General features: G+C 42.8%; 9 protein-coding genes. 8 read left to right on the top strand and 1 reads right to left on the bottom strand.

From position 1 onward, the window contains the following. Window positions 1-86 precede the first annotated feature (86 nt). Entirely contained in the window at window positions 87-1,115 is a 1,029-nt protein-coding gene (locus H8796_RS08355) for a LacI family DNA-binding transcriptional regulator (protein WP_117932506.1), read from the bottom strand. 179 nt (window positions 1,116-1,294) lie between these two features. Here H8796_RS08355 and H8796_RS08360 point away from each other — a divergent pair, with 179 nt between their 5' ends. The 8 genes from H8796_RS08360 (at window position 1,295) to H8796_RS08395 (ending at window position 13,860) form a co-directional block, all read left to right on the top strand. Beyond that, the gene (locus H8796_RS08360; protein ID WP_117932175.1) at window positions 1,295-2,227 is read left to right on the top strand and encodes an aldo/keto reductase; all 933 of its coding nucleotides are present in this window, start codon (window positions 1,295-1,297) and stop codon (window positions 2,225-2,227) included. Window positions 2,228-2,242: 15 nt separating this feature from the next. Beyond that, entirely contained in the window at window positions 2,243-3,166 is a 924-nt protein-coding gene (locus H8796_RS08365) for an amidohydrolase (protein ID WP_117932173.1), read from the top strand. Window positions 3,167-3,204: 38 nt separating this feature from the next. After that, the gene (fucP, locus tag H8796_RS08370; protein ID WP_117932171.1) at window positions 3,205-4,473 is read left to right on the top strand and encodes an L-fucose:H+ symporter permease; all 1,269 of its coding nucleotides are present in this window, start codon (window positions 3,205-3,207) and stop codon (window positions 4,471-4,473) included. Between the two features lie 25 nt (window positions 4,474-4,498). Continuing rightward, window positions 4,499-5,515 (top strand): zinc-binding alcohol dehydrogenase family protein, encoded by a 1,017-nt coding sequence (locus H8796_RS08375; protein ID WP_117932169.1) that lies wholly within the window; start codon window positions 4,499-4,501, stop codon window positions 5,513-5,515. 168 nt (window positions 5,516-5,683) lie between these two features. Beyond that, entirely contained in the window at window positions 5,684-8,269 is a 2,586-nt protein-coding gene (xyl3A, locus tag H8796_RS08380) for a xylan 1,4-beta-xylosidase (RefSeq protein ID WP_117932167.1), read from the top strand. Between the two features lie 442 nt (window positions 8,270-8,711). After that, complete coding sequence (locus tag H8796_RS08385; RefSeq protein WP_117932165.1) at window positions 8,712-10,439, top strand: glycoside hydrolase family 43 protein; 1,728 nt, start codon at window positions 8,712-8,714, stop codon at window positions 10,437-10,439. A gap of 26 nt (window positions 10,440-10,465) precedes the next feature. Beyond that, the gene (locus tag H8796_RS08390; RefSeq protein WP_117932163.1) at window positions 10,466-12,910 is read left to right on the top strand and encodes a TIM-barrel domain-containing protein; all 2,445 of its coding nucleotides are present in this window, start codon (window positions 10,466-10,468) and stop codon (window positions 12,908-12,910) included. A 143-nt stretch (window positions 12,911-13,053) separates the two neighbouring features. Continuing rightward, a complete protein-coding gene (locus H8796_RS08395; RefSeq protein ID WP_233530336.1) occupies window positions 13,054-13,860 on the top strand; it encodes an esterase family protein in 807 nt (268 codons plus the stop codon). Window positions 13,861-13,909: the final 49 nt, after the last annotated feature.

Here is a 13,909-nt window from a genome sequence, read left to right on the forward strand (position 1 = left end):
ATATATTGTCATTTAAGAAAAAGTTGTTTGATAGTTTATAGAACGTCAGATAACTTTTTCTTTTAGGTATAAATTGTGTTTTGTTTTTATTTTTTCTTATCGTATTTTATGCTACTCTCCCTAATCTGCAAATGTGTCGGAATCGTCACCTGCTTGATTGTCTTATCTCCTTTTATCTGATCGATAAGTAGTTGGCAGGCAGTTTCTCCCATTTTATAGGTTTGATGCGATACGGCAGATAATTTAGGTTCTACATAATTGGCATGCTGCTCATCCGTATATCCGATAATGGCAATGTCATTCGGTATACGAAGTCCACGGCTTTTGATAACTTCCATAGCTGCAAAAGCCAGCGTATCATTCATGGCAAGGATGGCATCGGGAGGTTGGGGGAGAGATAACAGCGTCTCCGTGGCAATCTTCCCCTCTTCATAATCAATCTTCCGGCAAACGACCAACTCTTTTTCGATAGGAATCCGATTTTCGCGTAGAGCTTCCAGATAACCGTGCTTTCTTCTCTTTACAATATCCAGATGATTCGCTCCTCCGATAAAGGCTACCCGTTTGCTGCCATTATCGAGAAGATGTTGTGTTGCCATTTGTGCAGATTGCACTCCGTCTGCTACCACAGAAGAAAATTGGTCGGTCAGGCAAACGCGGTCGAATAAGATAAGTGGCATATTGATGTTTTTTAAGGCGGATAAGTGGGAAAAATCGGTTGTTTCTTGAGACAGGCAGGCGATAATACCCTCTACCCGCATATTCACCAGATTCTCAATATTCCTTTTTTCATGTTCGTATGACTCATGCGACGTCGTGATAATCACGAAATATCCGTTGGCAATGGCCATATTTTCTATTCCGTTCAGAATAGACGCAAAGAAGTGAGTCACAATATCCGGAATTACTACTCCGATGATGCGCGGTGCATTCTTCCGTAAGCTCATGGCAAAAGGATTGGGACGATAATTCATTTCTTTGGCCAGTTCTTTCGCCTTGGCACAAAGTTCACGACTGATTTCCGGACTGTCTTTCAGTGCTCTGGATACAGTGGGAATCGATACCCCTAATGCTTGGGCGAGATCTTTGAGTGAAGTATGTTTCCGGTTTTCCATTTGAAAGTCTGTAACTTGTATTCTTTTCACAAAGAAAGCACATTCCCGGAAAATTAAAAGCATCTGAAGCAATATTTTTTACGTAAACCGTTACGTTGGTTTTTCGTGAGCCTTCAGTAGTGCTGAAACCATTCCTGACCTATTTTTGTCTCATACAAAATGATTTAAAACCTAAAAGTATGCAATACCATGAAATCGGAAAGACAGGGATGAAAGTGTCATCTCTTAGTTTTGGAGCTTCTTCTTTAGGAGGAGTTTTCCATGATTTGAAAGAAAAAGAAGGCATTCAGGCTGTGTTTACTGCTGTTGAAGCGGGAATGAACTTTATCGATGTGTCTCCTTATTACGGACATTATAAGGCGGAAACAGTTTTAGGAAAGGCACTGAAAGATCTTCCCCGCGACCGTTATTACCTTTCTACCAAAGTGGGACGTTATGGAAAAGACGGAGTGAACCTGTGGGATTACTCTGCAAAACGTGCAACAGAAAGTGTGTATGAGAGCATGAAACGTCTGAATATAGATTTTATCGACCTGATTAATGTGCACGATGTGGAATTTGCTGATTTGAATCAGGTGGTTAATGAAACTCTGCCGGCTTTGGTCGAGCTGCGTGAAAAAGGAGTGGTAGGACATGTTGGAATTACTGACTTGCAACTGGAAAATCTGAAATGGGTCATCGACCATTCACCAAGCGGTACGATTGAATCTGTACTTAACTTCTGCCATTACTGCCTGTGTGATGATAAATTAGCAGATTTTCTGGACTATTTCGAATCCAAAGGAATCGGCGTGATTAATGCTTCTCCTCTTTCAATGGGACTGTTGAGCGAACGTGGTGTTCCTGCCTGGCATCCGGCTCCCCAACCATTGGTAGAAGCTTGCCGTAAAGCCATGGAACATTGCAAGGCAAAAAACTATCCGATTGAGAAACTGGCTATGCAATTCTCTGTCAGCAATCCCCGTATAGCAACGACTTTGTTTAGTACGACTAATCCGGAGAATGTGAAAAAGAACATCGCTTTCATCGAAGAACCTATTGATTGGGAACTCGTTCGGGAAGTGCAGGAGATTATCGGAGAACAGAAACGGGTAAGCTGGGCAAATTCATAAAACAGAATCATTTGTATGGACTATACAATTATTGATGCACACGCTCATCTGTGGATAGAGCAGAACACGGTAGTAGATGGTTTACCCATTCGTTCTTTACAAAATGGACGTTCGGAATTTATGGGAGAGATTCGCCAGATGCTTCCCCCTTTCATGGTGAATGGGGTGAATGATGTGGAGACGTTTCTTTCGAATATGGATTACGCGCAGGTAGCTGCCGCAGTCATCACGCAAGAATTTATTGATGGAATTCAGAATGATTATCTGGCAACAGTAGAGGAACGTTTTTCCAATCGTTTTATCGTTTGTGGCATGTGCGAGTTCCGTAAGCCGGGATTTCTGAATCATGCTAAAGAACTTATTGATAATGGCTTTAAGGCAATCAAGATTCCGGCACAACGGCTATTACTGAAAGAAGGAAGGGTGATGCTGAGCAGTGAAGAGATGATGGAAATGTTCCATTATATGGAAGATAAGGGCATTCTGCTTTCTATTGATCTAGCCGACGGAGCCACACAGGTTCCTGAAATGGAAGAGATTATTCAGGAATGTCCGGATTTGCGGATAGCTATCGGACACTTCGGAATGGTGACTCGCCCCGACTGGAAAGAGCAAATCCGTCTGGCACGTCATTCCAATGTGATGATTGAATCCGGTGGAATCACCTGGCTTTTCAATGACGAGTTCTATCCTTTTAAAGGAGCCATAAAAGCCATCCGTGAAGCGGCTGATTGGGTGGGTATGGAAAAATTGATGTGGGGTTCGGACTATCCGCGTACCATCACAGCGATCACCTACAAAATGTCTTATGATTTTGTAGTGAAGTCTTCCGAATTGACGGAAGAGGATAAAAGACTCTTTTTAGGAGAGAATGCCCGGAATTTCTATGGATTTACAGATCTTCCCGTGCTTCCTTACATCAAGAACATGTCCGAATGATTGAGAAAACAACCTTATCGTAAAACTATATTCATGCCATGAAAAAGAATACATATACAATACCTTTAGCTTTGGTTTTCTGCCTTTTCTTCTTGTGGGCGATAAGCAGTAATCTGCTTCCTACAATGATCCGGCAATTGATGAAGACCTGCGAACTGAATACATTTGAGGCTTCTTTTACAGAGACAGCCTATTGGCTTGCCTACTTCATTTTCCCTATTCCGATAGCTATGTTCATGAAACGATACAGCTATAAAGCGGGAATTATATTCGGACTTATCCTGGCCGCTATCGGGGGACTGCTCTTTTTCCCTGCTGCCATACTAAAAGAATATTGGGCTTACCTTTGCATCTTTTTTATCATTGCCACCGGAATGTGCTTTCTGGAGACGGCTGCCAATCCGTATGTAACAGTGCTGGGCGCTTCTGAAACGGCTCCTCGCCGATTGAACCTGGCGCAGTCCTTCAATGGGCTCGGAGCTTTCATTGCCGCCATGTTCCTAAGCAAACTTATCCTTAGTGGGAATCATTACACACGGGAAACACTTCCTGTAGATTATCCGGGTGGTTGGCAAGCCTATATCCAACTGGAAACGGATGCCATGAAACTTCCTTATCTGATATTGGCGTTACTGCTTATTGCCATAGCGGTTGTATTTGTCTTTTCAAAGTTGCCGAAGCTTGGAGATGAAACAACCTCTTCAGATGCAATGGTGACTGATGCTAAAAAAGAAAAACTGATAGACTTCGGAGTATTAAAACACTCGCATCTTCGTTGGGGAGTGATTGCGCAATTCTTCTATAATGGCGGGCAGACAGCTATCAACAGCCTTTTCCTGGTCTATTGCTGCACCTATGCGGGATTGCCGGAAGATACGGCTACCACTTTCTTCGGACTCTATATGCTGGCTTTTCTTCTGGGACGTTGGATTGGTACAGGCTTGATGGTGAAATTCCGTCCTCAAGATATGCTGTTGCTCTATGCTCTGATGAATATCCTCCTGTGCGGAGTGGTGATGATATGGGGAGGAATGATCGGACTATATGCGATGCTGGCTATCTCGTTCTTTATGTCCATCATGTATCCCACCCAATTCTCCTTGGCTTTAAAAGGACTTGGAAATCAGACGAAGAGCGGTTCGGCCTTTCTTGTAATGGCGATTGTTGGTAATGCCTGTCTTCCGCAGTTGACGGCTTATTTCATGCATGCCCATGAGCATATTTATTATGTGGCTTATTGCGTGCCGATGATTTGCTTTGTATTCTGTGCCTATTACGGTTGGAAAGGTTATAAAGTAATCGATTAATAAAATTTTATCAAATACATATCAAATGAAAGCAGTTCAAATTATCAATCCCTCCGAAATGAAGGTGGTTGAACTGGAAAAACCGACCGTTGGAGCCGGTGAAGTATTAGTAAGAATCAAGTATGTTGGTTTTTGTGGTTCCGACTTGAACACATTCCTGGGTAAAAATCCGATGGTGAAATTACCTGTGATACCGGGGCACGAAGTAGGAGCAATCATTGAGGAAATCGGTCCGGATGTTCCGGCAGGTTTTGAAAAAGGCATGAATGTGACCTTGAATCCATATACCAACTGTGGAAAATGTGCTTCTTGTCGCAATGGTCGTGTTAATGCTTGCGAACATAATGAAACATTAGGCGTGCAACGCAATGGAGTGATGTGCGAATATGCTGTGTTGCCCTGGACAAAGATTATTCCGGCCGGTAATATCTCTTCTCGTGACTGTGCTTTGATCGAACCGATGAGTGTCGGTTTTCATGCCGTATCTCGTGCACAAGTGATCGACAACGAGTTTGTGATGGTGATTGGCTGCGGTATGATTGGCATCGGTGCTATTGTACGTGCCGCTTTGAGAGGTGCAACGGTAATCGCTGTCGACCTGGATGATGAAAAGCTGGAACTGGCGAAAAAGGTAGGCGCCTCTTATGTAATTAACTCCAAGACAGAAAATGTGCACGAACGGATGCAGGAGATCACAGAGAGATTGGGTGCTGATGTTGTGATTGAAGCTGTTGGTAGTCCGGTTACTTATGTAATGGCAGTGGATGAAGTAGGTTTCACAGGACGGGTGGTTTGTATCGGCTACGCTAAAAGTGAAGTTGCTTTTCAAACGAAACTCTTTGTTCAGAAAGAACTGGATATTCGTGGTTCCAGAAATGCCTTGCCGGCAGACTTCCGTGCAGTCATCAATTATATGAAAGAAGGAAATTGTCCGGTAGAAGAGTTGATTTCGAAAGTTGCCAAACCTGAAGGAGCTTTAGAGGCTATGCAGGAATGGGCGGCTAATCCGGGGAAGGTATTCCGTATTCTGGTGGAATTCTAAACTCTCGTCCATATTGATTATAAAAAAGATGAAAGGTTTCATGCTTTTCATCTTTTTTTGTGTCCGAATGTAACGTGAGTGATAGTCTTTGATACGTCGAAATAGGTCTTGTGAGGTAAAATCCGTTAACTTTGCGTTGAAACAAGATAACCTACTAAATATAATAACATGAATACAGGACTAAAATTTGCGCTTGGAGTATGCAGTCTCTCTTTGCTTTTTTCTTGCGCTCAAAAATTACCTTATCAAGACACTTCTTTAACGGCTGAACAGCGGGCGGAAGATTTATTGCCCCGATTGACTCTGGAAGAGAAAGTAGCACTTATGCAAAATGCCTCACCCGCTATTCCGCGCTTGGGAATCAAAGAGTATGATTGGTGGAATGAAGCATTACACGGAGTTGGTCGCGCAGGGTTGGCCACAGTTTTTCCCCAGTCTATCGGTATGGGAGCTTCTTTTAATGATTCGTTATTATATGAGGTTTTCAACGCTGTATCTGATGAGGCTCGTGTGAAATCCCGTATCTTCAGTGAAAACGGTGTCTTAAAACGCTATCAAGGGCTGACATTCTGGACTCCGAATGTAAATATATTCCGTGATCCTCGTTGGGGACGCGGACAGGAGACTTATGGCGAGGATCCTTATCTGACAGGACAGCTGGGAATGGCTGTCGTTCGTGGTTTGCAGGGACCGGAGGATGGTAAATACGACAAACTGCACGCGTGCGCCAAACACTTTGCCGTTCATTCCGGACCGGAGTGGAACCGGCACAGTTTTAATGCGGAGAATATTGCTCCCCGGGATTTATGGGAGACTTATTTGCCGGCTTTCAAAGATTTGGTGCAGAAAGCAGATGTAAAAGAGGTGATGTGTGCCTACAATCGTTTTGAGGGAGAGCCTTGTTGTGGAAGCAACCGTCTGTTAATGCAGATTTTACGTGATGAGTGGGGATATAAAGGGATTGTTGTTTCCGATTGCGGTGCAATCTCTGATTTTTACAGGCCGGGAACACATGGAACTCATCCGGACAAGGAACACGCTTCTGCCGGAGCTGTATTGTCGGGAACAGACTTGGAATGTGGTGGTGAATATGGATCGTTGGCAGATGCAGTGAAAGCCGGATTGATTGATGAAAAGCAGATTGATGTTTCGCTGAAACGTTTGTTGACTGCACGTTTCGAGTTGGGAGAGATGGACGAACAACCTGCCTGGGCGGAGATTCCTGCTTCTACTCTTAATAGTAAGGAACATCAGGATTTAGCCCTGCGTATGGCGCGTGAGTCATTGGTGCTTTTGCAGAATAAAAACAATATTCTTCCTTTGAATACCGGGCTGAAAGTGGCTGTTATGGGACCAAATGCCAACGATTCTGTGATGCAGTGGGGAAATTATAATGGTATACCGGGACATACGGTTACTTTACTGGAAGCTGTCCGTTCTAAATTGCCGGAAGGGCAAGTGATGTATGAGCCCGGTTGTGACCGCACGAGTAGAGAGGCACTGCAAAGCCTGTTTAGTGAATGTAGTATAAATGGTAAGCCCGGCTTCTCGGCAGAATACTGGAATAATCGGACTCATGAAGGAGAAGTGGTTGCCACTGACCAGATCTCTACTCCGTTCCATTTTGCTACAACAGGGGCCACTACATTTGCTCCCGGTGTAGAAATAACGAATTTCTCGGCTCGTTATGAATCCGTTTTTCGTCCTTCACAGTCCGGTGATGTTGTTTTCCGCTTCCAGTTGGATAGTGAAGTAATCCTGATGGTTGATGGGAAACAGGTAGCCGAAAAAGTATATGTCAAGAATCCGACGAATCTCTACACGTTGCAGGCGAAAGCTGGAAAAGAGTATCATATTGAGATTCTGTTTAAGCAACGGAATGAGAGAGCTACATTAGATTTTGATTTGGGTAAACAAGTCGAAATTAATTTGAATTTGGCAGTAGAGAAAGTGAAGGATGCTGATATCGTTCTGTTTGCCGGAGGAATTTCTCCCAGTCTGGAAGGTGAGGAAATGCCGGTGGAAGTGCCGGGATTTAAAGGGGGCGACCGTACGGATATTGAACTTCCTGCTGTTCAGCGCGACTTGCTGAAGGCTTTGAAGAAAGCAGGAAAGAAAGTGGTCTTTATCAATTATTCCGGTTCAGCCATCGGATTAGTGCCGGAATCAAATACCTGTGAGGCAATTTTGCAGGCGTGGTATCCGGGACAGGCAGGGGGTACGGCTATTGTAGATGTACTGTTTGGAGATTATAATCCGGCAGGACGTTTACCGGTCACTTTCTATAAGAATGCAGGTCAGTTGCCGGATTTTGAAGATTACTCCATGAAAGGACGTACTTATCGCTATATGCAGCAAGAACCGCTTTTCCCATTTGGTCATGGCTTGAGTTATACTGACTTTACTTATGGAGAAGCTAAATTGAGTAAGAACACAATCGCCAAAGGTGAAAATGTAGTATTGACCATTCCGGTAAGCAATGTCGGGCAACGTGATGGAGAAGAGGTGGTTCAGGTTTATTTGAGACGTCCGGGTGATAAGGAAGGCCCCTGCTATACCTTGCGTGCTTTCAAACGCATTCATATTCCGGCAGGGAAAACTGAATCGGTAGCTATTCCTCTTACTGGTGAGAATTTAGAATGGTTTGATGTAGAGTCGAATACGATGCGTCCGTTGGAAGGTACTTATGAACTATTGTATGGAGGATCTTCTGATAAGAATCAGTTGAAAACGATTGTAATGAACGTACAGTAATACCGTTTTTGGATTTTGTTTATTTTTACAGATAGACAATCCGGATTTATTTATTGAATGAATAAAGAAAGAACGACCTTGTTCCTTTAAAAGGAACGGGTCGTTTCTTTTAAACCAAGACCCCGTTGCTTTAAAACCAACGGGGTCTTTCTTTTAAAGGAAAATGAGCGTTTGCTACTGCTTGATATTCAATCTTTTACATAAGAGGAAATAAAAGTGCTGAAAGCCTGGCTATATTAGGCCGTGTAGTCATTTATCTTACCATTTTTCTATTTTAGAGTCCTTTTGTAACACCAGAAAAGAATTATGTTACATGCTTGTGGTAAATGTAACCTCCATATAGAAGCCTGTATCGTGATTGTACAGATGCGATGAAATCAAATCGATACATTTGCAAACACTACTATGGAACAGGAAATTATAGAAAATAAAAAGTTATAATATGAGAACATTAAAAATGATTTTGTCAGGCTGGCAGTCAGTAAGCCTTGTTGTATTTATTACGCTGTTTTTTAATATGGAAGTAAGTGGCAAGGGCAAAGTAGCGAAAAATGCTCCTGTCTTTACGCAATTTATTTATCAGGGGGAGGATGCTGTTTATCAAAACAACCCTTTAAAACCGGGTGAGTTTTACAATCCTATTTTACAGGGTTGCTATCCCGATCCGAGTATAACGCGGAAAGGTAATGATTATTATTTAGTGTGCTCATCTTTTGCTATGTTTCCCGGAGTGCCCATTTTCCATTCTAATGATCTGGTGAATTGGAAACAAATTGGTCATGTATTGGACAGAACCTCGCAATTAAAGGTCGAAGATTGTGGTATCAGTGCAGGTGTATATGCTCCTGCGATAAGATATAATCCGAATAATGATACATTTTATATGATAACCACCCAATTCTCCGGTGGCTTTGGAAATATGGTAGTAAAGACTAAGAATCCGGAAGATGGATGGAGTGATCCTATCAAACTTCAGTTTGACGGCATTGACCCTTCTATCTTCTTTGATGATAACGGTAAGGCTTATGTGGTGCATAATGATGCTCCTCCTCATGGGGAAGAGCGTTACTCGGGACATCGTGTCATAAAGATATGGGAGTATGATGTGGAGAATGATAAAGTGATTCCGGGCTCGGACCAGATCATTGTCAACGGTGGGGTCAATATTGAAGAAAAACCGATCTGGATTGAAGCGCCTCATATTTATAAGAAAAATGGACGTTATTATTTAATGTGTGCGGAAGGAGGAACCGGTGGCTGGCATAGTGAAGTGATTTTTGTAAGCGATCATCCGAAAGGCCCTTACCAGCCTGCAAACAGCAATCCTATTCTGACTCAACGTTATTTCCCTGCCAACAGAGAGAATAAAGTAGACTGGGCCGGTCATGCAGACTTGGTGGAGGGACCGGACGGTAAATATTACGGTGTATTTTTGGGAATACGTCCCAATGAGAAAAACAGAGTAAATACAGGACGCGAAACTTTTATCCTGCCGGTGGACTGGAGTGGAACATTCCCTGTTTTTGAGAATGGACTGGTACCTATGAAACCTACCTTGAAAATGCCTTCGGGAGTAGAGAATCAAACGGGCAAAAATGGCTATCTGCCTAATGGAAATTTTGTGTTTGACGATGATTTCTCAACGAAGGCGTTAGACTTTAGATGGATCGGACTTAGAGGTCCTCGTGAAGAATTCGTAGATATGACAGGCAAAGGTTTGCGCATCATTCCTTTCATGACCAATCTGAAGGAAGTGAAACCGACTTCTACCTTGTTTTACCGTCAGCAGCATCATCATTTTACCGCCACGACAACAATGGAGTACAGACCTAAAACCGAGAAAGATTTTGCCGGTATCACTTGCTATCAGAGTGAGCAATATCATTATGTCTTTGGTGTGACTAAAAAAGGAAAAGACTGTTATCTGATATTGGAAAGAACGGAAAAGGGACAAACAACGGTTTTAGGTGAAGTGAAAGTAGAGGCGGAACAACCTTTGACACTGCAAGTGACAGGTAAGGGAGATGAGTATCGTTTTGACTATTCAGCTGATGGCAAGACGTTTACCAATGTAGGGGGAACCGTTTCCGGTGATATCCTTTCTACTAATGTAGCGGGAGGATTTACGGGGGCAATGATTGGCTTGTATGCAACATCTGCCGGTAATTAATTAGAAAAACATCTAATCTTAAAATCATGAAGATACATCATTTATTGGGGGCTATGTGCCTATGTTTTGGCATAGGTACATTGTCGGCACAGAATTATCAGAAAACATCATCCGGTATCAGGACTACTGTGAATGCGGTTGATATCGAAGTACAGTTTTTTGCACCTGCTGTGGTGCGGGTGATAAAGTCACCGGAAGGCGTTGCTTATGCAAAACAGAGCCTTTCTGTCATTGCTAAACCGGAGGAGGTACATTTCAAGACCGCTATAAAGGATAATAGAATTGTATTAAACAGTAGTGATTTAAGTATTTGTGTGGACACCCGTACGGGAGTTGTTTCTTATCTGTCAAAGAGTGGAAAGACTTTATTGACAGAAAAGAACGGTGTGCAGTTTACTCCTTTCGATGATGCCGGAACAAAAACTTATCATGTTTATCAGCCTTTTGCATTGGATAAGGAAGAGGCCATTTATGGTTTGGGGCAGTTGCAAAATGGGAAGATGATTCAGCGGAACATGACTAAAAATCTGGTGCAGGGTAACGTGGAAGATGTGTCGCCATTCTTCCAGTCCACCAAAGGATATGGCGTGTTTTGGGATAATTATTCACCGACTCTTTTTACGGATAACGAGACTGAAACATCTTTCCGCTCTGAAGTAGGTGACTGTGTGGATTATTACTTCATGTACGGGAAGAATGCCGATGGGGTAATTGCGCAGGTACGCAGCCTGACCGGGCAGGCACCGATGTTTCCATTGTGGACTTATGGCTATTGGCAAAGTAAGGAGAGATATAAGAGCCAGGAGGAAGTGGTAGATGTCGTTCGCAAGTATCGTGAACTGGGGGTTCCTTTGGATGGTATCATTCAGGACTGGCAATATTGGGGACATAATTATTTGTGGAATGCAATGGATTTCCAGAATCCGACATTCAATAATCCGCAAAAGATGATTGATGATGTCCATGGAATGAATGCGCACATGGCTATTTCTATCTGGTCGTCATTCGGTCCGATGACCAAGCCTTATAGAGAATTGGACAAAAAAGGAATGTTGTTTAACTTTACTACTTGGCCGCAATCGGGAGTTGATTCATGGCCTCCTGATATGGAATATCCTTCCGGTGTTAGAGTGTATGACGCTTACAATCCCGAGGCTCGTGATATTTATTGGAAATACCTGAATGACGGAATTTTCAAACTGGGAATGGATGCCTGGTGGATGGACTCTACCGAACCCGATCATCTGGATTGGAAACCGGAAGATATGGATACAAAAACCTATTTGGGGTCGTTTAGAAAGGTTCGTAATGCTTATCCGTTAATGACGGTAGGAGGTGTCTACGATCATCAGCGTGCGGTGACTTCGGACAAGCGTGTGTTTATTTTAACCCGTTCGGGATTCTTGGGGCAACAACGTTATGGCGCAAATGTATGGAGCGGTGATGTAGCTTCCACCTGGGAGAGCTTCCGGAACCAGATACCTGCCGGATTAAACTTCTCTTTGTGCGGTATGCCGCATTGGAACAGTGATATCGGCGGTTTCTTTGCAGGACATTATAATAAGAGTTGGAATGACGATAGTGCTTCAAAGAATCCGTTATATCAGGAGCTTTATGTGCGTTGGTTGCAGTTTGGAACGTTCAATCCGATGATGCGTTCGCACGGAACCGATGTTTACAGGGAAATTTATAAATTCGGAAAAAAAGGTGAACCTGTATATGATGCCATTGAGAAAATGATAGGTCTGCGTTACTCTTTGTTGCCTTATATTTATTCTACTTCCTGGGATGTAAGCAACCGTCAATCAAGCTTTATGCGTGCTTTGATGATGGATTTTGTAGATGACCGGAAGGTGTGGGATATCAATGACGAATATATGTTCGGGAAATCAATTCTGGTGGCTCCGATCGCCCACGCACAATATACACCGGAGGCTGTGGTGAAGGTGTCTGAAGAAGAGGGATGGAACAGGGATGGAGCGAAAAAAACGAAAACAGACGTTGCCGTGAATTTTACGGAAGCGAAATCTACTAAAGTTTACTTACCAGCAGGAACGCTATGGTATGATTTCTGGACCAATGAGAAATATGACGGTGGACAGGAGATCACGAAGGAGACTACACTGGCTATTATCCCGTTATACGTAAAAGCAGGCAGTATTATTCCTATTGGTCCACAAGTTCAATATGCAACAGAAAAGCCCTGGAATCATCTGGAGCTGAAGGTGTATATGGGTGCAAATGGGGACTTTATCCTGTATGAAGATGAGTTTGACAATTACAATTACGAAAAAGGTGCTTATACGGAAATTCCGATCTCCTGGAATAATGCATCCCGTAAATTGACGATAGGAGTAAGAAAAGGGGGATATGATGGCATGTTGAAGAGCCGTAAGTTCACGGTGAGCCTGCAAAATGGAGTTCAGAAAACGGTAGAGTATACAGGAAAGGCAATTTCTGTAAAATTCTAAATCAAAGAGGCCGGATTTTATGGGCAGAGACAGAGAAGGGCATAAAAATAAAAGTGACTGGTAATGAGAGTAAATTGTAATATCTGGTAATGGGAGTTGATCGTAATATGAGGTATACTGTTGCATTTATATTGGTTTTCTGTATGTTGGAGATAACCCATGCGGGTAGTCGTATCGAATTTAAGAAAATGCCATGTACCATGTTACAAGGCATTACAGAACGGGAATATACGATATATCTGCCGGATGACTATAACTTGTCCGACACCTGTACTTATCCGGTACTGTATTTATTACATGGGGGAAATTGTTCAAATACCGATTGGGTTTATTCAGGGAACCTGCAAACCGTTGTTGATACTTTGGTTTCTGTCGGTTTGGCTGCAAAGATGATTATTGTGTGTCCGGAAGGAAATAAAAATAATATGATCTGGTTCAATGCCCCGCATTGGAAATACGAGGACTTTTTCTTTCATGAATTTATGCCCTATATCGAAACTCATTACAGAGTAAAGCCGGATAAGAAATATCGTTCAATAGCCGGATACTCGATGGGAGGGGGAGCATCTATTGTTTATGGACTATATCATCCTGAAAAGTTCCATGTTGTATATGGTATGAGCAGCTATCTGCGTAGTCAGTATCTGGAATTTTTGAAGGATGATCCCTCTGCTTCGTGGCGTCAGCAATTGATTGATGATAACAACCCGATTCGAACGATACAATCGGGAACGGCAAGCAAGGTCATGGAATGGAAAAAGATACATTGGTTTATCGATTGTGGTGATAAAGACTTTACGTATGAAGCGAATGTGGATTTGATAAAAGCCTTTCGCGAACAGAACATTCCGTATGAATTCCGGGTAAAAGGGGGAGGACATGACTGGGACTATTGGCGTATAGCGTTGCGTGATGCTATCGTATATGTTTCGCAAAAAATGGAATTATAACAGTACTATTTATGAAAAACCGATATAAAATGGAACGATCTCTGGTGGC

The sequence above is a fragment of the Bacteroides sp. M10 genome, from assembly GCF_014334015.1.
Taxonomy (GTDB): Bacteria; Bacteroidota; Bacteroidia; order Bacteroidales; family Bacteroidaceae; genus Bacteroides; species Bacteroides intestinigallinarum.